This window comes from Sphingorhabdus sp., from assembly GCF_046154385.1.
Lineage (GTDB): Bacteria > Pseudomonadota > Alphaproteobacteria > Sphingomonadales > Sphingomonadaceae > Sphingorhabdus_B.
On sequence record NZ_JBJXFW010000048.1, the window covers coordinates 94917 to 118707 of the forward strand.

The window sequence follows — 23791 nt, forward strand, 5'->3', positions numbered from 1 at the left end:
ACTTATCCTAAATGGCGCAATTGCCAGCTGAAGGTGAGGCCGCCTTTACCGGTCGGCGCTTCTATAATAAGCTGGCGGGAAGGATGCGGGCGACCGTCTTCATCGACCCAAAGGCTTTCATCGATAGACAATGCGCCGCCCGCAGCCGCAAACGCCCAGTTGCTGCCATCGGCCATGCGGAGCAAAGCTGTTTGACCATTGTCAGTCGGCATAATCTCTATATCCGGGCCCAAATGGAACCGCACATGCACCGGTGTCCCGTCCTTGGGCTTACCTTTAGGCAACAGCGTATCTTCACCGCGCAGTTCCTGCCCGTCCGAACGCAAGATCAACAAGCGCGAGTGCACATAGCCGAAACCGCGCACATAACCGTCATGGCTCGCTTCAATTCGTGTAGCCTGATCTACGTCGCGCCGCTCCAGTCCAACTTCGGCAACACCCTTGCCCAATTGGCCACCTTGCAAAATTGCTGTAGAATTGGTGTCGTTTATACACAGCGTCGAATGGGCCGCGGTGGTCCGCAAGCCACGCGCCAAGGCCACAGGAATTGTAGCACCGACCAAAGCCGCGCCGCCACAATTTACAATCAAACGCTGGCTACCGTGGGATAATTCAAACGCCAAAGTAGAGGCGCAGCCCGAAGCCGATTGTCGCGCCAGAGGCGGTGGCCCCGCATCCAGCAAAAGCACCGACTTACCGGCGGATACTCTTTGATATCCCCAATCAAGCGCTTGACGATGCGGCCGGGCGCGCACTTCACTTGCCTGCACCAGCGCCTCAACGCTTTGGGCGGTCATATTGGCCGAACCTTGCCACGCCCCCAAACCGCCATCCGAGTGGGTCAGCCCAAGTAAGGCCGGGACGGCACGTCCAATCGCATCGGACAAAAATGCCGGCACCATTTCGTTACGGGCGTTGTAACATTGCTTCAGAAGGCTAAGCAGGCCGATCAATTCTATAAGCTGAACCGGAGAACGCGACACGACGCCGCCATCTGGAAAAATCGCGACCTGCAACGCCGCCGCCAAGCCGTCTTCGCCAACGGCACGCCTCGCTTTGCCTTCGGGCAATAACAACGAAGCCGCCACTACACCCGCCCAGCCCAAGCTTTTTGCGAAATGACTCTGAGCGCGCGGAGCAGATTGATCGAGATGGCGCGCAACCCGTGCGAAATGATTGATGACGCGGGACCGGTAAACCGGGTCGGCGCTGCTCAACAGCAAAGGTGAGCCGGCCGCCATGTTAAGTAAGCGCCATGCACAATTGTCCACGCGCCACGCTGGTTCGCGGATCTTCATGCCGTTTGCGATCAACCATTCATCGGCAATCGCCGCCGCAATCGGCGCGCCTTCTCCCCTGTTCGTGGCCGCCGCCAGATCACGCAGCCAGCCGAAACGGTGGATATAGTCCGTCATCGCCGGCGGCAGCGCCAGTTTTTGATAGTCGACACCCGTGAAAGACTGTTCAGCGCCCTGGTAATGGAATTTGCCCATTCTAAGGGCCTGGCCCCGGGCAACATCACCTTTCAGCACGTCTTGCGGAATTGTGATGAGGCGCAAGGGCACTTTGCCCCGCAATCGTCCACTGTGCAGAGGCGTCCGCCAAGTCAGCTTGTAAAATTGCAGGGACAGGCGTTCGAAAATATTCTGGCCCACACCCGTTGGCCGGACGATCAATGCCGCCTGCCTTATCCCCTCGCCGCGTGCCTCATGGTCCGTCATCCACCCCTCAACGCAAGGATGTTGGAGGCATAAAATTCTGGCCCACCTTTGAAAGTTGCCGTGCCCGCAACCAACGTATCGGCCCCGGCAGAGATCGCCAGCGGCGCGGTCTCGGTCGTTATGCCTCCATCGACCTCCAGCCGAATGTCGCGGCCGGTCTTGTCTATCATCTTGCGGATCGCTTCGATTTTTCGCAACTGGCTTGAAATAAAGCTCTGTCCGCCAAATCCCGGGTTGACGCTCATCACCAGAACAAGGTCAACATCGTCAATTAGATAGTCCAGCATTTTGGCAGGTGTCGCGGGATTCAAAACGACACCGGCCTGCTTGCCCAGCGATTTTATCAGCTGTACTGTCCGGTGCGGATGCGGCCCAGCTTCGGGGTGGAACGAGATGATGTCAGCGCCTGCGTCGGCAAAATCTTTGACATATTGGTCGACAGGCGAAATCATCAAATGCACATCAAATGGCTTGCTGCTGTGCGGACGCAACGCCTTTACGACGGCGGGGCCGATGGTGATGTTGGGAACAAAATGCCCGTCCATGACATCAACATGGATCCAGTCACAACCGGCTGCATCAATTGCGCGCACGTCTTCACCCAACCGTGCAAAATCGGCTGAGAGGATGGAGGGCGCGATGCGGATGGCGCGGGTCATAATAGGCGCTTAGCCGCCGAAAACGCCAGCGGCAAGGTGAGCCAGTGCGTTATGCACAGCTTATCGCAACGTGGGACTCGGTTCGCGGCGGTAAATGAACAGGTCACCGATAACATCGTGTGATTCGGCAAATTTCGTAAAGCCCAATTTCGCCGCCACATTGTGCGACGCAATGTTGCCCCGATCAATGATGCACCGGATTTCACCCACGCGGGCATCGTGATCGGCCCAATATAAAATAGCGGCCAAGGCTTCGGTTGCATAGCCTTTACCCCAAGCGTCCGGCACAAATGCCCAGCCCGCTTCCGGGTAATCCTCCAGCTCGGTCAAGCCCCGTTCAAATCGGGCTAGGCCGCCATTGCCCACAAAGGCGCCGGTCTCTCTTTCTACAAAAGACCAATAGCCATAGCCCAAAAGGGACCATAAACCGATCCCGCCCAGAAATTTCCCCCAACTGGTGTTGCGGCTTCGCGGCTCGCCGCCGATAAATTCGGTCATGCGTGGATCGGCCCATGCGGCGGCATATGCCTCCCAATGCGACAGCGCCATGGGTTCGATGCGGAGCCGTTCGGTTGTCAGCGTTGGTGCAATCATAAATTTCAGGCACCCTTTCGAATGAACCGCGCAATGAAAAATCCGTCCATACCGCCCTTGTCCGCAAGCATGTGCGGCATGGTCCGGACATCACCCTGCGCATTGGCGGTGACCCCTTGGGGTAGTTCACCTTCGGTCGCGGGGAGGGTCGAAAAATCGGGATGTTTGGACAGAAACAACTCCGCCTGCGCCTCGCCTTCCTGCGGTTCCAGCGAACAGGTGGCATAGACCAGCATGCCGCCGGGCTTCACCCAGGCCGCCGCGCGGTCGAGCATGGCGCATTGGAGCGCGGCCAGATTGTTGATCTGCTTGATATCGATACGCTGCAACACATCGGGATGGCGGCGCATGGTGCCGGTCGCGCTGCACGGCGCGTCGAGCAAAATGGCATCATAAGTGCCCGAAGGCTCCCATTCCATCACGTCGGCCGTGACCCGATCGGCGTTGAGCTGTGTCCGTTCCAGATTGGCCATCAACCGGTCCATACGGCGCGCGCTGTTGTCCAGCGCGGTGACGGTAAAGCCGGCAGCCGAAAGCTGCATCGTCTTGCCACCTGGTGCCGCACACAGATCAAGCGCCCGCTTGTCCGAACCATCGCCCAAAAGCCGCCCGGGCAGGCTGGCGGCCAGATCCTGCACCCACCACGCGCCTTCATCATAGCCCTGCAATTCTTCGACCGCCGTGCCGCGCGGCAGACGGACATGGCCCGGCATCAGGCTTTCCCCGCCCAATATATCGGCCCAATGCGCGGTCGATGCGGGATCGCGCAACGCAAGATCCAGTGGTGGTGGCTCCGATAGAGCGGCTTGCGCACCTGCAACCATGTCATCGCCCCATGCCGGATGCCACCGCATTATTACAGATTCGGGCAAGGACGGCAGTTCGGGTAGGGCCGCATTGGCCCGCAACAAGGATCCCAGCACGCCATGCACCAAACGGCGTGGGCCTTTGTCCAACAGTGGCAGGGCCGTCGCAATCACGGCATGGGGCGGCGTGCCCAGCCGCAAAATCTGCGCCAGTGCCAGCCGCAAAACCATCCGCGCCTTGCTATCGTCGGGCAGCGCCTGCTTCGTCTTGCTGTCGATCAGGACATCAAGATCGACCGACCAGCGCAGGCTTTCCTGTGCAATGGCGATTGCCAAGGCGCGGTCTGGCGGCGAGAGGCCCTTGGTCGCATTCGCCGTCGCCTGGTCCATGGGCGTGCCCATGCGCATAACCGCATCAAGCAGGCGCAAGGCAGCGCGGCGGGTTGGGAGGCCGGAAACTTCTTCTTCATTGGACATGGCTAGGTCGCTTAAGCAAATCCGTGAACAAAGTCACCCGTCTTGCAAATGCGCCCTCCAAGTCCGATATAGGGAAAGCTATTTTTATTTGAGGAGCATCCGCCATGGGCCAGCGCCCACCCCACGTGAAAGCGCCCGCTTATCTGTCGAAAAGCCCGCCGGTGCCCGAACCCAAAGCCGTCGCACGCGAGCCGGAGCCGGATTCGGAACGGCCGGACCCTGTGCGCTACGGCGATTGGGAACTTAAAGGCGTCGCTATCGACTTCTGAACCGCGCCGCCGGGCCGAAATCTGCCCAAAATTTGTGCATATGCGAAGTTACTTGTTCTCTGCATTATTTTTGTGCAGACATTAGGTAATGGCAACAAATCCGCCCTGCTTTGATGAAATGCTAAATGAGGACGGCACGCCGCGCGCGGCTTATGCAGCCTATCATAAATGGTTCACCGAACAGGACAGCACCCATTTGAAGCAAAAGGCCCGCGATGCGGAGGAGTTTTTCCGCCGCACCGGCATCACCTTTGCAGTCTATGGCGATGACGAGGCCGAAGAACGGCTGATCCCGTTCGACATCATCCCGCGCATCGTCACGGCTCGGCAATGGACCAAATTATCGCGCGGAATCGAACAGCGTGTCCGCGCCATCAACGCCTTTTTGCAGGATATCTACCACCGGCAGGAAATCGTCCGCGCCGGTCGCTTGCCGATTGATTTGCTGGTCAAGAACGAAGCCTTTGTATCGCAGATGATTGGCTTCACACCCCCGGGCGGGGTTTACACCCATATCGTCGGCATCGACCTTGTGCGCACCGGGCCGGATGAATTCATGGTGCTGGAAGACAACGCCCGCACCCCGTCGGGCGTGTCCTACATGCTCGAAAACCGCGAAACGATGATGAACATGTTTCCCGAACTGTTCAGCACCATCCGCGTCCGTAACGTCAGCGATTACCCCAAAAACCTGCGCGCCTCGCTCAGCCGCGTCGCGCCGCCGGCCTGCACCGGCGATCCTGTTGTCGCGGTGCTGACGCCCGGTATCCATAACAGCGCCTATTTCGAACATGCCTTTCTGGCCGACCAGATGGGCGCCGAACTGGTCGAAGGCCATGACATTCGTATCGTCAATGGCCGGGTCGCCATGCGGACGACCCGCGGTTACCAGCCGATTGATGTGCTCTACCGGCGGCTGGATGATGACTATCTCGATCCATTGATTTTCAAGCCGGATTCGGTGCTTGGCATTCCGGGTGTTTTCGACCTTTACCGGGCGGGCAAGATCACTATCGCCAATGCTCCCGGCACAGGGATTGCCGACGACAAGGCGATTTACAGCTACATGCCCGACATCGTCGAATTTTATACCGGCGAAAAACCCATTTTGAAAAATGTCGATACCTGGCGGTGTTCAGAGCCCGATTCCCTCGCCTATGTACTCGACCATCTGTCCGAACTGGTCGTCAAGGAAGTGCATGGATCGGGCGGCTACGGAATGTTGATCGGGCCGGCCGCCAGCAAGAAGGAACTGGCTGCCTTTACGGCGAAGCTGAAAGCCAAACCGGCCAATTATATTGCGCAACCGACGCTCGCTTTGTCGACCATCCCCATTTTCGCAAACAGCGGCCTTGCCCCCCGCCATGTGGACCTGCGGCCTTTCGTGCTGGTATCACCCGACAAGATCGACATCACGCCCGGTGGCCTGACCCGCGTGGCCTCGCGCAAGGGATCGCTGGTGGTCAATTCAAGCCAGGGCGGCGGCACCAAGGATAGCTGGGTGATCGAGGATGATTGAGCCATGCTAGGCAAGACCGCTTCCGGTATATTCTGGATGTTCCGCTATCTGGAGCGGGCGGAGAATATTGCACGGCTGATCGAGACCGGACACCGCTTCACCCTAACCCGCAACCGCGGGCGGCAGGACGAATGGCGTTCGATTCTCTCGGCGCTGGGCATGGATGCCACCTATCGCGCCAATCATGAGGAATATAACGCGGCGCAGGTCGTCGACTATCTGCTGCGCGACAAGGCCAACCCCGGCAATTTGCGCAACCTGATCGACAGCGCGCGGCAAAATGCGCGGACCACCCGCACCGCGATAACCCGTGAATTGTGGGAAGCCGTCAACGAATGCTGGATCTGCGTCAATGATGCCCTGAAACGGCAAGTGCGCGAGGCCGAACTTCCAGCCACCATCGATCTGATCGAACGGCAGACGGCGCAGGTGCGCGGTGCGCTAGAAAATACGATGCTGCGCAACGACGGGTATAATTTCAGCCGCGTCGGCAACTTTATCGAGCGTGCGGACAGCATGGCGCGACTGCTTGACGTCAAATATTATGTGCTTTTGCCGTCGGTATCCTTTGTCGGTTCCTCGCTCGACAATATCCAGTGGGAAACGATCCTGCGGTCAACATCGGCCTATAGCGCCTATCGTTGGCTCTATCCCGGCCGGGCAAGTGCGCTCGGCATTGCCGATTTTCTCATTCTCGACCGCCGTTTCCCGCGCAGTCTTGCCTTCTGCTATGGCAAGCTGACCGACAATCTGCGCCACCTTGCCATGTCCTATGGTGTCCAGTCGGACAGCCTGACCGAAGCCGAGCGCATCTATGCAGGGTTCGCGTCGATGACGGCCGCATCGATACTGGAGGACGGACTGCACGAATTTCTGGTCGATTTTCTGACGCAGAACCGCAGGCTGGCGGCGATGGTGGAGCAGGAATATAGGTTCAACTCCTGATGCTTTTGTCCATCCACCACCTCACCGAATATCAGTTTGACCAGCCGGTCCATTACGCGCTGCAACGGCTGAAGCTGCGTCCCAAAGATGGGGCGGGGCAGCAGATCATCGATTGGACCCTGACCGTAGACGGCGGCAAGGTCGAGGCCGAGCATGATGATCCGCACAATAATCATGTGACGCTGATTTCGGTGGAAGAAGGCCGAACGTCCATCACCATCAGCTGCCATGGCCAGGTCGAAACCACCGACAACCACGGCATATTGGGCCGCCACCGCAGCCATGTGCCGCTCTGGGCCTATTGCCGGCCTACAAAGCTGACCACGGCGGGGCGGGGTGTGCAGAAACTGATCACCGGCATCGACCGCGAACAGTCAGACAAACTCGCTTTGCTGCATCAGTTATCCGCGCATATTCTAGGCTCGGTCACCTATCAGGGCGGGGCGACGGGCGTTGACAGCAGCGCGGAAAATGCCATCGCCGCAGGGGCAGGGGTGTGCCAGGACCACGCCCATATCTTCATCGCCGCTTGCCGGTCCATGGGTATTCCCGCCCGCTATGTGTCGGGATATCTGATGATGGACGGGCAAGTGGAACAATCCGCAAGCCATGCCTGGGCCGAGGCGCATGTCGATGCGATTGGCTGGGTCGGGTTCGATATCTCGAACGGCATCAGCCCCGATGGCCGCTATGTCCGCGTCGCCACCGGCTTCGACTATCGCGACGCCGCGCCAATTTCGGGCATGTCCTTTGGCGCGCGGGATAAAAGCATGGTTGTCAGCTTGCGGGTGGAACAGTAAGCGAATCAGTATCAAGGGTCGGGGGACTTTCCGAATAATGACATATTGCGTGGGAATGTTGCTGGATAAGGGCATGGCGTTCATGTCCGACACGCGCACCAATTCAGGTGTCGACAACATATCGACCTTCCGCAAGATGTTCAGCTGGTCCGTCCCCGGTGAACGTTTCATCACCATGATGACCGCGGGCAACCTCGCCACCACACAGGCGCTGATCAGCCAGCTGGAGGAACGCACCAAGGCCCCGAGCGAGCGCAAGCCGTCGATATTGGAAGCGCCGACCATGTTCCAGGTGGCCAATATCATCGGCACCACCCTGCGCGACACGATCGCTGCGCGCGCCCTCACCGGACCCGTCGCGGCCAGCCCCGCCCCCAATTTCAACGCCAGCGTAATATTGGGCGGCCAGATCGCAGGCATGGAGCCGCGCCTCTACCTCATCTACCCCGAGGGCAACTTCATCGAGGCGAGCCCCGAAACGCCCTTTTTCCAGATCGGCGAAACCAAATATGGCCGGCCCATATTGGTGCGCGGTTTTGAATCGCACATGTCCTTTGCCGACATCACCAAGCTGCTGATGGTCTCGTTCGATTCCACGCTGAAGGCAAACCTGTCGGTGGGTCTGCCGCTCGACCTGATGCTCTACCGCAACGACGATTTTGCACCGTTCCACGAACGCCGTATCACCGACGACGACCCCTATTTCGACAGCATTTCACAAGGGTGGAGTCAGGCACTGCGCGATGCGTTCCACTCGTTGCCGGATTATGAGCTGGACGCTTAAAAAGGCGCGCTCAAGCAAAAGCCCGAGCGCGCCTCCCTTAACTTAGGTCTTTTTTAGGGGCAGCAACCCATGCCTAGGCCACAGCACGCACCGATGGCGCAGCATGCGGCCGCAAATGTAGCGGGCGCAGCCGCGTAAGCGGATGTTGCAGTGAAAGACAGGCTTACAAAGGCCATTTTTGCTATACGAATCATAGTTTAACTCCATATAATGATGTAAGAAATTCTCCGCATGATGCGGAATTCACGCTCAATATCGTGGAGGAGGCGGATCGATGCTCCAGACAATCGGAGACAGAATTATCGGCGCGAACACTCCGTAGAATTGAACATTCTTTCGCTCCAGCAAGCGACTTGGCCGACTGATGTCTCCAACACAGTTAGCACAACTGGTGCAATGGTCCAGCACAATCAGATCACAGCATTGATCGCCCAACGCACTGCAATTTCCCATCATATCCATAGGCGAGGCATAAGAAGGCGTCCCATTGACCATTCCAAACTGGGCGATGGCAAATGCCATTATTAAAATCAGTCTCAGCCGATGTGCCATGCCGCTCTTCATGCCTGATTGTTTAGTTCAAAAGATATTCGAACAAAAGTCTGATTTAGTTACGGCTAAATGATAAATGGTCCGGAAATTTCCGGCCGCACCCGTGCCAGCCGCCCGCTCGCTTTATCGATCATTGCCCAGGTCGTGTTCGCGCGCACGATAACCTTGCCGGCGGCATCGACAAAATCGACCCGACGGTCAAACTGCGCGCCTTTGGGCACACTCTCTATCCACGTCCGGCCCGTGACTCTTTCACCCGCCGCGATATTTCCGCGATAATCAATCTCGTGCCGCGTCACGACCCATATATAGGCCGCGATATGCTCGGGCGCGGCAACCGCTTGCCAGTGCGAGGTCGCCATTTCTTGAATCCATTGGACCCACACCGCATTGTTGACGTGGCAAAGCTCGTCAATGTCGGCGGGTGTAGCGGTGAAGGTTCGTTCAAACTGCTTCAATGCCGTCCCTCGATTTCATTACGTGCGGCTTCGGCAAGAAATGCGCTGCGGGTAAGCTTGCGCTCGGACGCGGCACTGTCAATAGCGGCCAACATACCCTGATCAATCGAAATATTGATCCGTTGCGGTCGATTGTATGTCGACAAATAGGGGACCGCGAGCAGGAACGCTCCTTGCGCCAAATCTTCCGCCGCCAATTGGCGGATGGACTCGATCAACGAAGGCTTGGGGGGAGACGCCCCCTCCAGATACAGGCTGACCGCTTCGCTCGCGTTGGCAAGCACGTCGTCCAATTCGTCCGCCGCCGAAAAACAGCCAGGCAGATCGGGGAATTGCACACCCCAAGCGCTATCATCTTCCTTGTGAACGATGGCATGATAGACAATCATAAGTCGGGTTCCTTGTCGAGCCACCCCGCCATCCGCGCAATGCTGCGCGCTGTCGGGAACGGCAGATCTTTCTTCGGGTGAGGTACCACCACTACACGCCCGCCTTTGCGAAACTTGTGATGCGATCCCTTTACCGCAACTCGCTCAAAGCCGTCGGCCAGCAACCGTTTGACAATGCGCTTACTATCGCGTTCCATCTTCAGTGAATGGCAGATTTACAGGGCAGAGTCAATTATTGTGTGTATATATCTACACATTAAATCTCACTCCGCCATCCCCATCTGCCAAAGAATAAACGCCGCTTCCTCGGCATTTTCACGTAAGCGTTCAAAGCGCCCCGACTTGCCGCCATGCCCTGCGCCCATATTGGTCTTGAGCAAAAGCACATTGTCGTCGGTCTTCATCGCCCGCAGCTTGGCGACCATTTTCGCAGGCTCCCAATAGGTCACGCGCGGGTCATTGAGGCCTGCGGTCCACAACATCGGCGGGTAGGCCTTGGCTGCGACATTGTCATAAGGCGAATAGCTGCGGATATAGTCAAACGCGGCCTTGTCGGTGATCGGATTGCCCCATTCGGGCCACTCGCCCGGCGTCAGCGGCAGGTCCTTGTCGAGCATCGTGTTGAGCACGTCGACAAAGGCAACATGGCTGACCACCGCGCCAAATAATTCAGGCGCCTGATTGACCACCGCACCCATCAATTCACCGCCAGCCGAACCGCCGCTGGCGGTTACCTTGCCCTTGCCGGTGAAGCCCAACTGGATCAGGCCCTTTGCCGCATCCACAAAATCGTTGAAGGTGTTGGTCCGCTTGGTCAGCTTTCCGTCGAGATACCATTGGTAGCCCAGATCATCGCCGCCGCGGATATGCGCGATGGCGTAGGCAAATCCGCGATCCACCATACTCAGGCGGTTCGCGCTAAACCCGGGCGGCACGGCATAGCCGTAAGCGCCATAGGCATAGAGATGCAGCGGCTGGCTGCCGTCTTTTTTGAAACCTTTCTTGTACAGCACCGACACCGGAACCTTCGTACCGTCGCGGGCGGCGATCAAGACCCGCTCGGTTACATATTGGGCCGGATCATAACCGCTGGGGATTTCCTGAACCTTCAGAATTTCGAGCCGTTTTTCAGCGATGTGATAATCAAAAACCGTGCCCGGCGTGACCATCGATTCATAACCGAGGCGCAATTTTGTCACGTCATATTCAGGATTATCGCCGAGTCCTGCTTCATAGCTCGCCTCCGGAAAGGTGATCGGCTGTATCTTTTTTGCATCCGCATAATCCCGGATTTCGACCTGATCGAGGCCATCGATCCGTCCTTCGGTGACATAGAAATTCTTGAACAGCGCAAGGCCGGTCAGATAATGCCGATCCGACCCAGCGATCAGCGTGCTCCATTCCCCCGGCGATTTCAGGCTTGCCGTTGCAATTCGGAAATTCACATGGTTATCATTGGTATGGATGTAGAGCATGCCGTCGCGGACGTCGACGCTGTACTCGCGCCCGACTTTGCGCGGGCTCACCATGATCGGCGTCGCCGTGGGGTTGTTGGCGGGAACCAGACGAACTTCACTGGTCACATTGTCGCCCGTTGCGATAACGATCCAGTCTTCCTGTGCGGTCAGTCCGACGCCAACGCCAAAGCCAATATCCTGTTCCTTGTAGAGCAGCTTGGCCGCCGTCAGTTCTTCGCCCAAGCGGTGATACCAGGCATTATCCGTGCGCCAGTTTTCATTGGCGAGGCCATAGACCACACCCTTGCTATCGGATGACCAGACGATACCCGACAAGGTGCCGGGAATCACATCCTTCAGATTTTCGCCGGTCGCCAGATTCCGGAAGTGCAGGTCGAACCGTTCCGATCCATTGTCGTCATAGGCATAGGCCAAAATCGTGCCGTCGGGGCTGACCTCTGCGGCACCAAGACGGAAATAATCCTTGCCTTTGGCAAGCATATTTTCGTCCAGGATCAACTGGTCCGGTCCACCCGCCACGGGCTTGCGATAATGTTTGCGATACTGCGCACCTTCTTCGAATTTGGACCAGTAGATATAATCGCCATCCTTTTGCGGCACCGAGCTATCGTCCTCTTTGACGCGGCCTTTCATCTCCTGAAAAATCGTTTCGGATAGGGCGGCCTGCGGGGCCATCTGCCCTTCGAAATAGGCGTTTTCCGCTTTCAGATGGTCCAAAATCTCGGTGTCATCGATCTTGGGATAGCTTTGATCTTTCAGCCAGTGATATTCATCGATCAGCGTCACACCATGATAGGTCGCGCTGTGTGGACGCTTGGCCGCGACAGGCGGCTCAATATCGGCGGCGGATTTTTCGGTCATAATGTCTTTCTGGGCAAAAGCGGGCGAAGAAAGGGCACCGATCACGACAAATAGGGGGAGCAATGCTTTCATGAGAACATTTCCTCGCTTATAGGATATTCAAACCATATGAACGGAAGTCCGATATGTCCACCTATGAAGCCCGCCTAAGCGCATTGCGCGAACAATTGAAGAAAGACCGGCTGGACGGCTTTGTCGTTCCGATTTGTGATGAGCATATGTCCGAATATGTCGGTGAATATGCACAGCGCCTTGGATGGCTCACGGGCTTTGGCGGGTCGGCGGGATCGGCAGTTGTATTGAGCGAGGAAGCAGCCATCTTCACCGACGGCCGGTACACGCTGCAGGTGCGCGAACAGGTCGACGGACATAATTGGCAATATGTCGGGGTGCCACAAACCAGCATCGCGGACTGGCTGAAGGAACATGCACCCGCGGGCGCTCGTATCGGCTATGACCCATGGGTCCATACCAAGGGCTGGGTCGAAAGCGCCAGCCGTGCACTCAAAGCCAAAGGCGCCGAACTGGTCGCTGTCAAAAGCAATCCGATTGATGCGGTATGGGCCGACCAGCCGGAGAAAAGCGACGCCAAGCTGATGGTGCATGAAGACCGCTACGCCGGCCAGAACAGCGCCGAAAAGCGCGCGGCGGTGGCGGAGTGGTTGGCCGACAATGACGTGGATAGCACGGTGATCTCGGCGCTGGATTCGGTCGCGTGGCTGCTGAATGTGCGCGGGTCGGACGTGTCGAACACACCTGTCGCGCTGAGCTTTGTGCTCGCACATGCCGACGGCACAGCGGACCTGTTTGTCGCGCCGGAAAAAGTGGACGAGGCTGTGCAGGCCCATCTGGGCAACGCGGTCCGGTTGCGGACACCGAAGGAATTTGTTCCCGCGCTCAAGGCCATGAATGGCAAGCGTATTGCCGTCGACCCCGATCGCGCTGTTGCCGCCATATTCGGCGCGCTGACAGATGGCGGCGCAACAATTGTGGAGGCGCGCGACCCTACCATCTTGCCCAAGGCCATCAAAAACCCTGTCGAACAGGCAGGACATCGCGCAGCGCAGGCGCGCGATGGCGCAGCCTTGAGCCGCTATCTGCACTGGCTTGCCCAGGAGGCGCATAAGGGCGAACTGACGGAATTGTCGGCAGCCGCCCAGCTGCGCGCCTTCCGCGAGGCGACCGGCATGCTGAAGGATCTGAGCTTCGATACCATCTCGGCCGCCGGGCCAAATGGGGCCAGCCCGCATTATAAGGTCGACGAGGAATCGAACCGGCGTATTGACCCCAACAGCATCTATCTGGTCGACAGCGGCGGCCAGTATCTCGACGGGACCACCGACGTCACCCGCACCATCTGGGTCGGGCCGGGCGAGCCGACAGCAGAAATGAAGGACCGCTACACCCGCGTTCTCAAGGGCCATATAGCGCTCGCGCTTGCCGTATTCCCAGAAGGCACCCGCGGGGCACAACTCGACACATTGGCGCGCGCCGCGCTCTGGCAGGCCGGGGTCGATTACGCCCATGGCACCGGGCATGGCGTGGGCAGTTTTTTGGCTGTGCACGAAGGTCCACAGCGCATCGCGAAATTTTCGGGCGGGCAAGCCGGCGCAGACGAGCCGTTGCATGCAGGCATGATTTTGTCGAACGAGCCCGGCTATTACAAGCAAGGCGAATATGGCATCCGGATCGAGAATTTGATTCTGGTTGAGGAGCGCGCGATTACGGGCGCGGAAGGGCGCTATTTCGGGTTCGAAACCCTCACCTTCGCGCCGATTGACAAGGCATTGGTCGATACAAGCCTATTAACCCGAGACGAATTACGTTGGTGGGATGACTATCACGCCCAGGTGCTTGAAATAGTCGGCCCGCAACTGGACGGCGATGCGCTGGCTTGGGTGACGGAGGCTTGTGCACCTTTGGCGAAGGGGTAAGGCCTCCAAGAAGGCAAAAATACCGCCTCTCCCAAAGGAGAGGAGATTTTTCAAACCTTATGATGCGCCCCTAAGCTCGCCCTGATCCGATCTAGTGTCGCCTTGCGGATTGCCTTTTTGTTCCATGCATAGGTTTTGCCGGGAAGCTGCGCCAATTGTCCTGCAACAGCGATTGCCTTTGTTTCAACCTGGTCCAGATCGGCCAGCATATCAAAATATCCCGCTTCTAAAGCGCTTTGCGGATTATAGATGAAACCTTGGATCATAGCGCGCGTAAGATGGGCGGGGCTTAACCGGTCCCTTGCCAGTTCCATGGCGAATATTGGCAGTTGCATCCCGGTTATCGCTTCATTCGCGCCAATTTTATATTCGCCCGATGCGCCCACTCGCGTGTCGCAGGCGTGCAAAATGAACACACCCATTGCGATGGCGTGGCCTGTGCAAGCTGCGACGACGGGCAATGGCCCTCCATAAAGTCGCAACAACAATTCTGCGCCTGCGTCTAACAGCTTATATGCTCCATCGGCACCCAATGTGGCGAAAGCATTCAAGTCGAACCCGCCTGAAAACCGCCCTTCGCGCCCCGACAGCACAATCGCCTTCGCCTCGGCCTCGGCCGTGTCGAGCGCCGTGTTCAGCGCGGCAATCATCTCGCAGTTGATGGCGTTGGCCTTTCCGTCATCCATGCGGATCAGGGCAATGTCATTGGCGATTTCGACGGTGGCGGACATATTTGCTCTCCCTTGATTTAATCATGCGATTAAAGCAGTGCTTTACGTAAACGTCAATTACTATTTCCGGTGGCGGGGCCGTCGCGCTCGACTATGTTGGGATTCGAGATAGAATCAGGAGAGCATGATGACCCAGACATTTTCCGAATATTCGCCAGCAACGGTATGGGAATGGAATACCGAAAATGGCGGCCAATTCGCCGCCATAAATCGGCCTATTGCCGGCGCCACCCATGACAAGGAACGCCCAATCGGAAAACATCCGCTCCAACTTTACTCACTCGCCACGCCCAATGGTGTAAAAGTAACCGTCATGCTCGAAGAGTTGCTCGCGATGGGGCATGTTGGTGCCGAATATGATGCATGGCTCGTCAACATTCGTGACGGCAACCAGTTTTCGAGCGGCTTTGTCGACGCTAACCCCAATTCGAAAATTCCTGCCCTGTTCGACCAGACTACCGCCGAACCTACTCGCGTATTCGAATCTGGGTCGATCCTGCTTTATCTGGCTGAAAAATTTGGGGCGTTTTTGCCGAACGAGCATCATAAGCGCACCGAAGCAATCAATTGGTTAATGTGGCAAATGGGTAGCGCCCCCTATTTAGGTGGCGGTTTCGGGCACTTTTACGCATATGCCCCCTTCAAGATCGAATATGCGATCGATCGCTTTGCGATGGAAGTGAAGCGTCAATTGGATGTACTTGACCGCAATTTGTCCACGCGGGAGTACATGGCGGGTGACGAATATAGCATCGCCGATATTGCCATTTGGCCCTGGTACGGCGCGTTAGTCAAAGGCCTGATTTATGAAGCCGGCGAATTTCTGAGTGTCCACGACTATAAAAATGTGATTCGCTGGACGGACCAGATTGCGGAACGGCCAGCAGTAAAACGCGGGCGAATGGTCAATCGCGTGATGGGCGACCCCGCCAGTCAGTTGCACGAGCGGCACGATGCCAGCGATTTCGAAACAAAAACGCAAGATAAGCTTACTACCGCAACGTAATTGACAACGCACGTTTGTTCATGCAATGTTCTATTCTCAAATGAGGAGAATTTCGATGATTGGTTACGTAACATTAGGTACAAATGACCTTGCAAGGGCGGCAGTATTTTATGATGCAGTTGCGGCCGAATTGGGCACACCGCGCATGATGGAATTTGACGGCTTTATTGCTTGGGGCAAGCCCGGCGACGCGGCCGGCATCGGACTTACCAAACCCTTTGACGGCAATGCAGCCAGCGTTGGCAATGGCGTAATGGTCGCGCTTGCCGCCAAGGACAAGGATCAGGTTCAAAGGCTTTATGATATCGCGCTGGCCAATGGCGGAACCTGCGAAGGCCCTCCCGGTCCACGCGGCGATTCATTTTACGCTGGCTATTTCCGTGATCCCGATGGCAACAAGCTTAACGCCTTTATCATGACCTGAATTCATCCTCTACTTGGAGGAAAGCGCCTTGGCCCAAGATGGATATAGCCTAGAGATATACCCCCTGCATCTTGGGCTGGGTGCACAGGCGCTTCCGCAACCGCCTTTTACCAACATGGAGTGGTATGAAAGCTATGCCGTGCGCACCGCGCCGGACGGAGGCGAAGGGCGATTGGTCTCGATGTATCGCTTCTTCAAAAACTGGGACAGTTGGGAAATGCATCCGTGCGGCGACGAAGTTGTGCTCTGCCTCAGCGGACAAATGATTCTGCATCAAGAGCATTCCAATGGCTCGACGGCAACTGTGACGCTTTCCCCTTACGAATATGCCGTCAATCCGCCCGGTACATGGCACACGGCGGATGTGGAAGAGGAGACGGTGGCCTTGTTTATCACAGCTGGTGCAGGCACGAAGCATAAGCCACGTTAACAACGGCTACACAAACTATGTTTTAGGGCGTGCGAACGATATCCACTGAACGCAGGACAAACTCTGCCCCCAATTGGCCGCTTCCTCCGGCGACCTGGAGCAAGAGCAACTGGTGTGGACAATCCGGGGTGAGAGTGAAAGCTTTTGTGTCACCGCTCCGTCCGGATTTTACGGCTTTGTTGGTAAACCATTTGGAGATGGGCGTTTTTTGCGACGCGCAAATAAGATCCCACCTAATGTCTGAATCCGCCGCACTTTGCTGCGCTTCATATTGTGCCGAAAAACGATAATTTCCCGGTTTCAGGAAAAGATATTTTCGCATCACTTCGCCGCGCTCACCAGAGCCGGCAAAAGCAGAGAGGGTAAATCTACCATTTTTATTTGGTTCAGAAAATCCACCGCCGATCGACGGGCTTTCGGTTAATTGCCAACCGGCGGCGGGGTAAGCAATGCTAACCGTGTCTTTAGTCATCGAAGCTGTCGACAATGCCAAAGGGGATGCATTTCGAAGGCTGAGATAATAACGTTCAAACGAAGAAAAATTGTTTTTAGCAGCTAACGTGTTCAGCAAATAATTTGATTGCCCTTTATATTCTGGACGATCTGGTAGCGAACCAGACAGCAACAAAAGATCGACCAAATATTCATGGCTTTCCATTGTACCGATTGCATAAGGTAAAAATGAGAGCAGCCATTCCGGCGCCTGCTTAACAAAAGGCACCAGACCCGTTCGAACCTCCGGATCGCTCAAGGCACCTGCCAGCGTCGGAAAAAGCACAGGGAAACTGCTGGGCGTCGTTCGCATTGCGATATCATAATGATACAGCGCCTGTTTCTTGTCATTGCGCGCGACAGCATCCTCGATCAGCCATAATTGCGTACCGAAGTCGCGGCGCGAAACCTTTTGTGAAAGCAGCATCAATTGACGCGCCCGTTTACGATCCCCGCGAACATCGGCAACATATCCCAATAGCCGTATCGCAACGGGATTCAACGCACCGCCGCGTAACGATTGCTTTGCCATAGCCTCTACTTTTGTAAGCGTCGCCGGATCCTGCTTTGCCGCAAAAAGCTCATCGGCTTTCCGTGAAAGGGCGAGGGGATGATCCGGCACGAATCGCAACGCCATGTCGGGATTTTGCTGCCACGTTATATTGGCCACCGCATGTATGAACGAAAGCCAAGCAAGATAACCGGTAACCGACATTATTCCGAGTAGTTTCACCCAAAACAAAGGCGGCTTGGCCCGAAGGGCGGAAAATCGCGGCGGGGCTTTTCGTTTTCTGGACATAATTTCGCGCGAATTCGCCTATTGAAAGACCCACAGATTGGCGGAGACGGAGGGATTCGAACCCTCGGTACCGGATTTACCAGTACGACGGTTTAGCAAACCGTTGGTTTCAGCCACTCACCCACGTCTCCTGCGCGCTTGGCATCGGGGGCCTATAGCGTTGCAACTTCAGCCCTGCAATGGTTATTGATGGAAGAAGAGCAGCCGCCGGAAAATTGCCCGACGGGATTCGCTCTGGCGCAAATAAGACTCGGGTGGTCGCCCGTTCATTGTGCGCTCATCTTGAAGATTCATATGCTTGCGTCAGATTTGATGGGAGACGTGCGTGATGCACAGGAAAGCACATAAGCAGGGAATTGCAAAAACCATGAAACAGGCTTTGCTCATAGTCGCAATGGTCCTTTTCATGAACACCCCATCGACTGCACAAATTACGTCCGTTGATCCCAACACAGCGATTGATGCAGACCTAGGAACGCCGCCACCCGCCTCTCCGTCTGAGTCAAATGTGACGGTGCAGGATGGTATCCCTACCGAAAACCCGATACCGGCGCCTTCGGACAAGATGATCACGCCAACTGCGGCGTCCGATCAAACCACATTCCAAGAAGATGATTTGATCGGCGCGGCTGAAGGGGTGTTTGGCAAAGGCGCCCAAGGATTGGGGAAATTGATCGAAGACATTCTTAAAAAGCAGGGTCGGCCAAACGGATATATTGTCGGACGCGAAGGTGGCGGCGCATTTGTTGTCGGGCTGCGTTATGGTTCAGGCACTTTGAACCATAAGGTCGAGGGGCAAAAGCCGGTCTATTGGACAGGTCCATCCATCGGATTTGATGCAGGAGCAAACGCCGGCAGTACGTTTGTACTGGTATATAATCTCTATGATTCCGAAGACATCTACCGACGTTACCCCTCCGGCGAAGGGGTCGCCTATCTGGTAGGAGGCTTCAACGCCAGTTATCTGCGCCGCGGCGATGTTGTCCTAATCCCGATACGGGTGGGCGCCGGGCTCCGTCTGGGGGCCAATGTCGGTTATATGAAATTTTCTAAAAAGCAGCGCTGGCTGCCGTTTTAGGCTAGGATAGGGACCTACAATTTCACGCGGCGGCGCGTAAATCTTCCATCCTTTTCAAATAGCGCGCAAGAACATCGATCTCGAGATTCACCTGACGCCCGACTGCAAGGGTATCGAGCGTTGTCATCTGTGCCGTATGGGGAATGATATTCAGCGTGAATCGCGCCATTCCGCTGGATTGATCGGCGATTTCGTTCACGGTCAACGAAATGCCGTCGACAGTTATGGAACCTTTTGCCGCAATATAGGGCGCAAGGGCTGCAGGTGCTTCGACAACGACTTTCCAGCTATTCCCGACCGGATCACTTTCGACAATTTCGCCTACGCCATCAACATGGCCGGTAACAATGTGTCCGCCCAGTTCGTCGCCCACTTTCAACGCCCGTTCAAGATTGAGCCGCACGCCTGACTGCCACAATCCCCGTGCCGTGCGGGATATCGTTTCCGCAGATGCGTCGACCGCAAAATAGCCTTCACCTTTATCCACGACCGTCAGACAAACGCCCGAGCACGCAATCGATGCCCCGATGGCCACATCTTCCATGTTATAATGGCAGGAAATGACGAGGCGAAGGTCGCCGCGTTGATCCACAGATGTGATCGTGCCGATGTCGGTAATGATGCCCGTAAACATGAGAGAGAAGCCTTAAGTTTAATCGATCTTGTCGTAGACTTCGACGCGATCATTGCCAAGACGGCGTGACAGAATATTATACCAATGCCCGTGGGCATCCGCCAAATCCGCTAAACCGATATCGCGCAAGCATGCTGTTCCGGCACCAATCAATATGGGTGCGTGGTATAAAAGCAGACGATCCACCAGCCCGGCGCGCAAAAAGGCCGATGCGGTCATTGCGCCGCCCTCCACCAGCAAATAGTTGCAGTCCAGTGAAGCAATTTCGTCCACCGACCTCAGCGCTTCCCATCCGTCCGGTGCGGTGCCACTACCGAGCATCACCTTGCGTGGGCTTCGATATTCGAGTCCGGGCAGACGGACATCAAGCGCAGGGGCATCGATCCTGACAGTTGCGGCACCAACCAATATGGCATCACATCGTGCGCGTTCGACATGGGCGTGGACACGGGCGGATGCCCCGGTAATCCATCGGCTTTGACCGTTGGCCAGCGCAATTTGTCCATCAAGCGAGGTCGCAAGCTTTAACGTCACAAACGGTCGTTGTCGTTCCAATCGGCTGAAAAAGCCGGCCAATTGCGTCCGTGCCGCTGACGCCATGACGCCGGTTTCAACCGCTATTCCAGCCGCTTCGAGCCGGGCAAAGCCTTTTGTACCGGTCCGCGGATCGGGATCGACAATTGCGCCAACCACCCTTGCCGGCCGCGCATCGATTAAAAGTTGCGTACAGGCGGGGCCCCGTTTGGACACGTGGGCGCAAGGTTCCAAGGTGACATAGACAGTTGCGCCGATAGCCTGGCTCCCTGCCTGGGCAAGCGCTTCGGCCTCGGCATGCGGCCTTCCACCCTGCCCGGTCCATCCTCTGCCCACAACGATATCATCTTTGACAATGATACAACCCACAGACGGATTGTTCCCCGTTCGGCCTACGCCACGTTCGGCCAGCGCCAGCGCCGCCGCCATATAATTTTCGTCCCGACGCGAGGTTATTTCTCCGCTCCCTTGGTGGCGGCCTGTTCGGCGCGGGCCTCTCTTTCAATTCGATCGACATCCATCCCGACCGCTCGGCCGAAGGCTTTGTAGGCTTCCTTTTCACGTGCAATCATTTTGTCTTTGATCTTTTGCCGCTCGGCAATCGCGGCTTTGGATTCTTCGATGGACCGCGACGCAGGCCAGCTTTCAACATAAATGATTTCGCGCGGAGGCGGCGTCGCTTTTTCCAGCGCATCAATATAGAATGTGTAGATGATGATTGCAGTCGGAACGCAAGCTGCCAGAAACAGCCAAGGATTATGATTTCCTGACGTTCGCAAAAATCCGATCAGGTCGGAGCCGGCGCTTTTGAGCGATACATCTTTGAAGAAGGACATATCCGCTCAATAGTCGGGGCGCGGCCTGATTTCCAGTACTCGAATCAGGCCACGCCTATTCTGCTAATTGATGTCGAAGCGAACTGTTAGTGTTTGCCAGTCTTCAACCGGAACGCCGTCGCGTTTCGCAGGCTTGAAACGCCAGGCCCGCAACGCCTGCTTCTCCGTTGCCCGGGCAAAATCCGGATCGGTTGCGCTAAGTATCTGGACCTGCCTCACTCTTCCATCTGTGCCCACCAGAATGCGGACCGTCACGCTGCCTTCGATTTCGAGGCGTAGCTTTCCAACCGGATAGTCGGGTTGAAAATCCTTCGCGAAGCGGGGATCGCGCAAAGCTGCCGTGAAGATTGGCGTCGGCACTTTGGGAATATGTCCGAACGCCGAACCTGCCTCGTCATCACCGCCCGCCGATGTCCCAATCGAGCCAATATCTGTCCATTCGCCGGTCATTGTCAGCCCCGGGTCCTGCGGGGTTTTTGTTTCGATGATTGGATCGGGTGCAAAAATGGGCTTCACCGGCTTTGCAACATTGTCGTCCGGTTTGGGGTCTTTTTTGATAGGTGTTGGTTCGGGAATATTTTTGCCCTGAATGATCGTTGGCCCGGGCAATCTTTCAGCGATGATCGGCGAAAGCGCCACGGCCAGAATGATAGAGCCATTTACGAAAATCGCGGCACCCATGCCCACTGTATTGGCACGCCGTTTCTCTTGGACATAACTCATAGCGGTTCTCCTCTCTCCCGGTTGTGGCGAGGGGGCCGGAGCCATGCGCTTTAACGAACCACTCCGGACTCGTCTCGCAGAGGTGATGTTATACTATAACTCTGCTTTTTCAAGCTAATTCTGCTTGGTCGAAATGCCCTGCAGACGGCACATATATGGCTTTGCAGATCAGCCGCTGCGAAAGGCGTTGGTGATAGGATAACGCCGGTCCCGACCGAAATTGCGCGTACCCAGCTTTACCCCTGGTGGAGCCTGCCTGCGCTTATATTCCGCGACATAAAGCAACCGTTCGATTCGGGTGACGGACTCGCGATCAAACCCCAGGGCAACGACCTCGTCTACAGACAATTCTTCCTCCACGAGCGCGTGCAGCATCTTATCGAGTATTGGATAGTCAGGTAAGGAATCGCTGTCCTTCTGATCGGGGCGCAATTCGGCGCTTGGTGGCTTGCTGATAATGGAATCGGGCATAACGGGCCCATCCGGGCCCAACCCGATCCGCGGTTTGTTGGCATTCCTCCATTTGGAAATGCCAAAAACCGTCATTTTATAGGCATCTTTGATCGGATTGTAGCCACCTGCCATATCGCCATAAATGGTCGCATATCCTACGCTCATCTCGCTCTTGTTACCTGTGGTCATCAACATATGACCAAATTTGTTGGACAGAGCCATCAGGGTAACGCCGCGAATTCGGGACTGCACATTTTCTTCGGTTATATCGACGTCCCGATCCGAAAAACTGCCTGACAGCATGGCGTCAAATGCGTCCACCGCAGGAGAGATCGGAATCGTATCAAGCGTGCAACCAATCATCTGTGCACATTCCGCGGCATCGTCCAAACTTGACTGGCTGGTGAAACGACTCGGCAACATAACGCACCAAACGCGATCCGGGCCAAGAGCGTCGGCCGCGATTGCAGCGCAAATCGCGCTATCAATGCCGCCGGAGAGCCCGAGAACAACACCCGGAAAGCGATTGGTATTCACATAATCACGCAGTCCGGTGACCATAGCGCTGTAGATATCGGCGGGATGTTCTTCCCACACCGCGAGAGTCCCGGTGTCACATATCCAGCCGCCGTCTTTGCGGGTCCAATGGGTAACCCGCAGCTCTTCTACCCAGTCTGAAAGACGGTGTGCGGCGCTACCATCAGCGTTAAGAATGAAGGAACTGCCGTCGAACACGAGTTCGTCCTGTCCGCCGACACGATTCAAGAACAGGAGCGGAAGGCCGGTTTCGGCGACACGCGCACCAAAAACCTGCTCGAGCCGGCGGTCATCTTTGTCGATTTCATAAGGGCTTCCGTTGGCGGATATAAGGATTTCCGCCCCAAGTCCGGCAAGATGGGTTGATACCGGTTGTAACCAGCCATCTTCACAGATCGGCAAACCAAGCTTGACGCCTCTGAAGTCCACGGGCTCGGGTAAAGGGCCTGGCGTAAAAATGCGCTTTTCATCAAATGTGCCATAATTTGGCAGCTCATGCTTGTAACGCACCGCGGCAATGCGGCCATGATCAAGCAGCGCCATTCCATTATAAATCCCGCCTGCCTCCGCAAAAATGGAACCGACCAGCATAGCAGGGCCGCCATCTGCCGTTGCCAGCGCAAGTTCGGCCAATTGCGCGGCGGCTTTGGTGGCAAAAATTGGCTTTAGAACAAGATCTTCGGCCGGATATCCGATGAGTTGCTGTTCGGGAAATACGATTAAGTCTGCCCCTGGCGCCTTGGCCCGCCATTCCAGCATAGCCTGTGCATTGCCGGACAGGTCGCCAACCCGTTGATTGATTTGCGCCATCGCGATTGTGAGTTGGTCTGTCATTGCCCTTGTTTATTGTCCACAATGTAAGGGAGCA

General features: G+C 56.3%; 25 protein-coding genes and 1 tRNA gene. 10 read left to right on the forward strand and 16 right to left on the reverse strand.

Translation table 11 applies throughout. The annotated features are described in order from the left end of the window. Nucleotides 1–2: 2 nt before the first annotated feature. The 4 genes from ACKVOS_RS10460 to ACKVOS_RS10475 are packed head-to-tail and all read right to left on the reverse strand — an operon-like array spanning nucleotide 3 to nucleotide 4257. Nucleotides 3–1721: a heparinase II/III family protein gene (locus tag ACKVOS_RS10460; RefSeq protein WP_409211957.1), complete on the reverse strand. Its 1719-nt coding sequence runs from the start codon at nucleotides 1719–1721 to the stop codon at nucleotides 3–5. Beyond that, nucleotides 1718–2380 carry a ribulose-phosphate 3-epimerase gene (gene rpe, locus ACKVOS_RS10465; protein ID WP_409211958.1) on the reverse strand — a complete coding sequence of 221 codons (663 nt, stop codon included), beginning with the start codon at nucleotides 2378–2380 and terminating at the stop codon, nucleotides 1718–1720. Before rpe ends, ACKVOS_RS10460 begins: the two co-directional genes overlap by 4 nt. A gap of 60 nt (nucleotides 2381–2440) precedes the next feature. Then, nucleotides 2441–2974, reverse strand: coding sequence for a GNAT family N-acetyltransferase (locus ACKVOS_RS10470; protein WP_409211959.1), 534 nt, complete (start codon nucleotides 2972–2974; stop codon nucleotides 2441–2443). 5 nt (nucleotides 2975–2979) lie between these two features. Then, nucleotides 2980–4257: an RsmB/NOP family class I SAM-dependent RNA methyltransferase gene (locus ACKVOS_RS10475; RefSeq protein ID WP_409211960.1), complete on the reverse strand. Its 1278-nt coding sequence runs from the start codon at nucleotides 4255–4257 to the stop codon at nucleotides 2980–2982. 104 nt (nucleotides 4258–4361) lie between these two features. On the opposite strand from ACKVOS_RS10475, the gene ACKVOS_RS10480 reads away from it, so the two are divergent. The 5 genes from ACKVOS_RS10480 (at nucleotide 4362) to ACKVOS_RS10500 (ending at nucleotide 8574) form a co-directional block, all read left to right on the forward strand. After that, nucleotides 4362–4526, forward strand: a complete 165-nt coding sequence (locus ACKVOS_RS10480) for a DUF1674 domain-containing protein (protein ID WP_158901641.1) — start codon at nucleotides 4362–4364, stop codon at nucleotides 4524–4526. A gap of 88 nt (nucleotides 4527–4614) precedes the next feature. Then, complete coding sequence (locus ACKVOS_RS10485; protein WP_409211961.1) at nucleotides 4615–6045, forward strand: circularly permuted type 2 ATP-grasp protein; 1431 nt, start codon at nucleotides 4615–4617, stop codon at nucleotides 6043–6045. Between the two features lie 3 nt (nucleotides 6046–6048). Continuing rightward, complete coding sequence (locus ACKVOS_RS10490) at nucleotides 6049–6990, forward strand: alpha-E domain-containing protein (RefSeq protein ID WP_160354237.1); 942 nt, start codon at nucleotides 6049–6051, stop codon at nucleotides 6988–6990. Beyond that, nucleotides 6990–7790: a transglutaminase domain-containing protein gene (locus tag ACKVOS_RS10495; protein WP_409211962.1), complete on the forward strand. Its 801-nt coding sequence runs from the start codon at nucleotides 6990–6992 to the stop codon at nucleotides 7788–7790. Before ACKVOS_RS10490 ends, ACKVOS_RS10495 begins: the two co-directional genes overlap by 1 nt. A 37-nt stretch (nucleotides 7791–7827) precedes the next feature. Then, nucleotides 7828–8574, forward strand: a complete 747-nt coding sequence (locus ACKVOS_RS10500; RefSeq protein ID WP_409211963.1) for a peptidase — start codon at nucleotides 7828–7830, stop codon at nucleotides 8572–8574. A 617-nt stretch (nucleotides 8575–9191) separates the two neighbouring features. Here the strand turns inward: ACKVOS_RS10500 and ACKVOS_RS10505 are convergent. From ACKVOS_RS10505 to ACKVOS_RS10520, 4 genes are all read right to left on the reverse strand, one after another. After that, complete coding sequence (locus tag ACKVOS_RS10505; protein WP_409211964.1) at nucleotides 9192–9584, reverse strand: acyl-CoA thioesterase; 393 nt, start codon at nucleotides 9582–9584, stop codon at nucleotides 9192–9194. Continuing rightward, entirely contained in the window at nucleotides 9581–9973 is a 393-nt protein-coding gene (locus ACKVOS_RS10510; protein WP_409211965.1) for a type II toxin-antitoxin system HicB family antitoxin, read from the reverse strand. Before ACKVOS_RS10510 ends, ACKVOS_RS10505 begins: the two co-directional genes overlap by 4 nt. Beyond that, nucleotides 9970–10170: a type II toxin-antitoxin system HicA family toxin gene (locus ACKVOS_RS10515; protein ID WP_409211966.1), complete on the reverse strand. Its 201-nt coding sequence runs from the start codon at nucleotides 10168–10170 to the stop codon at nucleotides 9970–9972. The genes ACKVOS_RS10510 and ACKVOS_RS10515 overlap by 4 nt, the downstream gene beginning before the upstream one ends. Before the next feature lie 66 nt (nucleotides 10171–10236). Then, a complete protein-coding gene (locus tag ACKVOS_RS10520) occupies nucleotides 10237–12312 on the reverse strand; it encodes a S9 family peptidase (protein WP_409211996.1) in 2076 nt (691 codons plus the stop codon). Between the two features lie 125 nt (nucleotides 12313–12437). On the opposite strand from ACKVOS_RS10520, the gene ACKVOS_RS10525 reads away from it, so the two are divergent. Further along, nucleotides 12438–14246 (forward strand): aminopeptidase P family protein, encoded by a 1809-nt coding sequence (locus ACKVOS_RS10525; protein ID WP_409211967.1) that lies wholly within the window; start codon nucleotides 12438–12440, stop codon nucleotides 14244–14246. A 50-nt stretch (nucleotides 14247–14296) separates the two neighbouring features. Here the strand turns inward: ACKVOS_RS10525 and ACKVOS_RS10530 are convergent, their stop codons facing one another. Then, nucleotides 14297–14977, reverse strand: a complete 681-nt coding sequence (locus ACKVOS_RS10530) for a crotonase/enoyl-CoA hydratase family protein (RefSeq protein WP_409211968.1) — start codon at nucleotides 14975–14977, stop codon at nucleotides 14297–14299. Nucleotides 14978–15104: 127 nt separating this feature from the next. Here ACKVOS_RS10530 and yghU point away from each other — a divergent pair, with 127 nt between their 5' ends. Genes yghU through ACKVOS_RS10545 form a run of 3 tightly spaced genes read left to right on the forward strand, consistent with a single transcriptional unit; the run spans nucleotide 15105 to nucleotide 16837 of the window. Then, nucleotides 15105–15983 (forward strand): glutathione-dependent disulfide-bond oxidoreductase, encoded by an 879-nt coding sequence (yghU, locus tag ACKVOS_RS10535; protein ID WP_409211997.1) that lies wholly within the window; start codon nucleotides 15105–15107, stop codon nucleotides 15981–15983. Nucleotides 15984–16038: 55 nt separating this feature from the next. Further along, nucleotides 16039–16407 carry a VOC family protein gene (locus ACKVOS_RS10540; RefSeq protein ID WP_409211969.1) on the forward strand — a complete coding sequence of 123 codons (369 nt, stop codon included), beginning with the start codon at nucleotides 16039–16041 and terminating at the stop codon, nucleotides 16405–16407. A gap of 28 nt (nucleotides 16408–16435) precedes the next feature. After that, complete coding sequence (locus ACKVOS_RS10545) at nucleotides 16436–16837, forward strand: cupin (protein WP_409211970.1); 402 nt, start codon at nucleotides 16436–16438, stop codon at nucleotides 16835–16837. Nucleotides 16838–16859: 22 nt separating this feature from the next. Here ACKVOS_RS10545 and ACKVOS_RS10550 read toward each other — a convergent pair whose 3' ends face one another. Together ACKVOS_RS10550 and ACKVOS_RS10555 are read right to left on the reverse strand one after the other, a co-directional pair. Next, nucleotides 16860–18128, reverse strand: a complete 1269-nt coding sequence (locus ACKVOS_RS10550; protein ID WP_409211971.1) for a hypothetical protein — start codon at nucleotides 18126–18128, stop codon at nucleotides 16860–16862. 38 nt (nucleotides 18129–18166) lie between these two features. Then, nucleotides 18167–18259, reverse strand: a tRNA-Ser gene (locus ACKVOS_RS10555). A 275-nt stretch (nucleotides 18260–18534) separates the two neighbouring features. Here ACKVOS_RS10555 and ACKVOS_RS10560 point away from each other — a divergent pair. Further along, nucleotides 18535–19206, forward strand: coding sequence for a DUF1134 domain-containing protein (locus ACKVOS_RS10560; protein WP_409211972.1), 672 nt, complete (start codon nucleotides 18535–18537; stop codon nucleotides 19204–19206). Between the two features lie 22 nt (nucleotides 19207–19228). Here the strand turns inward: ACKVOS_RS10560 and ACKVOS_RS10565 are convergent, their stop codons facing one another. From ACKVOS_RS10565 to ACKVOS_RS10585, 5 genes are all read right to left on the reverse strand, one after another. Continuing rightward, the gene (locus ACKVOS_RS10565) at nucleotides 19229–19840 is read right to left on the reverse strand and encodes a riboflavin synthase (RefSeq protein ID WP_409211973.1); all 612 of its coding nucleotides are present in this window, start codon (nucleotides 19838–19840) and stop codon (nucleotides 19229–19231) included. Between the two features lie 18 nt (nucleotides 19841–19858). After that, entirely contained in the window at nucleotides 19859–20830 is a 972-nt protein-coding gene (gene ribD / locus ACKVOS_RS10570; protein WP_409211998.1) for a bifunctional diaminohydroxyphosphoribosylaminopyrimidine deaminase/5-amino-6-(5-phosphoribosylamino)uracil reductase RibD, read from the reverse strand. Then, nucleotides 20827–21210, reverse strand: coding sequence for a hypothetical protein (locus ACKVOS_RS10575; RefSeq protein ID WP_409211974.1), 384 nt, complete (start codon nucleotides 21208–21210; stop codon nucleotides 20827–20829). Before ACKVOS_RS10575 ends, ribD begins: the two co-directional genes overlap by 4 nt. A 63-nt stretch (nucleotides 21211–21273) precedes the next feature. After that, the gene (locus ACKVOS_RS10580; protein WP_409211975.1) at nucleotides 21274–21933 is read right to left on the reverse strand and encodes a TonB family protein; all 660 of its coding nucleotides are present in this window, start codon (nucleotides 21931–21933) and stop codon (nucleotides 21274–21276) included. Nucleotides 21934–22101: 168 nt separating this feature from the next. Next, complete coding sequence (locus ACKVOS_RS10585) at nucleotides 22102–23757, reverse strand: NAD+ synthase (protein WP_409211976.1); 1656 nt, start codon at nucleotides 23755–23757, stop codon at nucleotides 22102–22104. Nucleotides 23758–23791: the final 34 nt, after the last annotated feature.

What these genes read in the sequence shown, in the direction of transcription:
- ACKVOS_RS10460 (WP_409211957.1), bottom strand. Translation starts at nt 1,721, where the DNA reads ATGACGGACCATGAGGCACGCGGCGAGGGGATAAGGCAGGCGGCATTG.
- rpe (WP_409211958.1), bottom strand. Translation starts at nt 2,380, where the DNA reads ATGACCCGCGCCATCCGCATCGCGCCCTCCATCCTCTCAGCCGATTTT.
- ACKVOS_RS10470 (WP_409211959.1), bottom strand. Translation starts at nt 2,974, where the DNA reads ATGATTGCACCAACGCTGACAACCGAACGGCTCCGCATCGAACCCATG.
- ACKVOS_RS10475 (WP_409211960.1), bottom strand. Translation starts at nt 4,257, where the DNA reads ATGTCCAATGAAGAAGAAGTTTCCGGCCTCCCAACCCGCCGCGCTGCC.
- ACKVOS_RS10480 (WP_158901641.1), top strand. Translation starts at nt 4,362, where the DNA reads ATGGGCCAGCGCCCACCCCACGTGAAAGCGCCCGCTTATCTGTCGAAA.
- ACKVOS_RS10485 (WP_409211961.1), top strand. Translation starts at nt 4,615, where the DNA reads ATGGCAACAAATCCGCCCTGCTTTGATGAAATGCTAAATGAGGACGGC.
- ACKVOS_RS10490 (WP_160354237.1), top strand. Translation starts at nt 6,049, where the DNA reads ATGCTAGGCAAGACCGCTTCCGGTATATTCTGGATGTTCCGCTATCTG.
- ACKVOS_RS10495 (WP_409211962.1), top strand. Translation starts at nt 6,990, where the DNA reads ATGCTTTTGTCCATCCACCACCTCACCGAATATCAGTTTGACCAGCCG.
- ACKVOS_RS10500 (WP_409211963.1), top strand. Translation starts at nt 7,828, where the DNA reads ATGACATATTGCGTGGGAATGTTGCTGGATAAGGGCATGGCGTTCATG.
- ACKVOS_RS10510 (WP_409211965.1), bottom strand. Translation starts at nt 9,973, where the DNA reads ATGATTGTCTATCATGCCATCGTTCACAAGGAAGATGATAGCGCTTGG.
- ACKVOS_RS10515 (WP_409211966.1), bottom strand. Translation starts at nt 10,170, where the DNA reads ATGGAACGCGATAGTAAGCGCATTGTCAAACGGTTGCTGGCCGACGGC.
- ACKVOS_RS10520 (WP_409211996.1), bottom strand. Translation starts at nt 12,312, where the DNA reads ATGACCGAAAAATCCGCCGCCGATATTGAGCCGCCTGTCGCGGCCAAG.
- ACKVOS_RS10525 (WP_409211967.1), top strand. Translation starts at nt 12,438, where the DNA reads ATGTCCACCTATGAAGCCCGCCTAAGCGCATTGCGCGAACAATTGAAG.
- ACKVOS_RS10530 (WP_409211968.1), bottom strand. Translation starts at nt 14,977, where the DNA reads ATGTCCGCCACCGTCGAAATCGCCAATGACATTGCCCTGATCCGCATG.
- yghU (WP_409211997.1), top strand. Translation starts at nt 15,105, where the DNA reads ATGACCCAGACATTTTCCGAATATTCGCCAGCAACGGTATGGGAATGG.
- ACKVOS_RS10540 (WP_409211969.1), top strand. Translation starts at nt 16,039, where the DNA reads ATGATTGGTTACGTAACATTAGGTACAAATGACCTTGCAAGGGCGGCA.
- ACKVOS_RS10550 (WP_409211971.1), bottom strand. Translation starts at nt 18,128, where the DNA reads ATGTCCAGAAAACGAAAAGCCCCGCCGCGATTTTCCGCCCTTCGGGCC.
- ACKVOS_RS10560 (WP_409211972.1), top strand. Translation starts at nt 18,535, where the DNA reads ATGAACACCCCATCGACTGCACAAATTACGTCCGTTGATCCCAACACA.
- ACKVOS_RS10565 (WP_409211973.1), bottom strand. Translation starts at nt 19,840, where the DNA reads ATGTTTACGGGCATCATTACCGACATCGGCACGATCACATCTGTGGAT.
- ACKVOS_RS10575 (WP_409211974.1), bottom strand. Translation starts at nt 21,210, where the DNA reads ATGTCCTTCTTCAAAGATGTATCGCTCAAAAGCGCCGGCTCCGACCTG.
- ACKVOS_RS10580 (WP_409211975.1), bottom strand. Translation starts at nt 21,933, where the DNA reads ATGAGTTATGTCCAAGAGAAACGGCGTGCCAATACAGTGGGCATGGGT.
- ACKVOS_RS10585 (WP_409211976.1), bottom strand. Translation starts at nt 23,757, where the DNA reads ATGACAGACCAACTCACAATCGCGATGGCGCAAATCAATCAACGGGTT.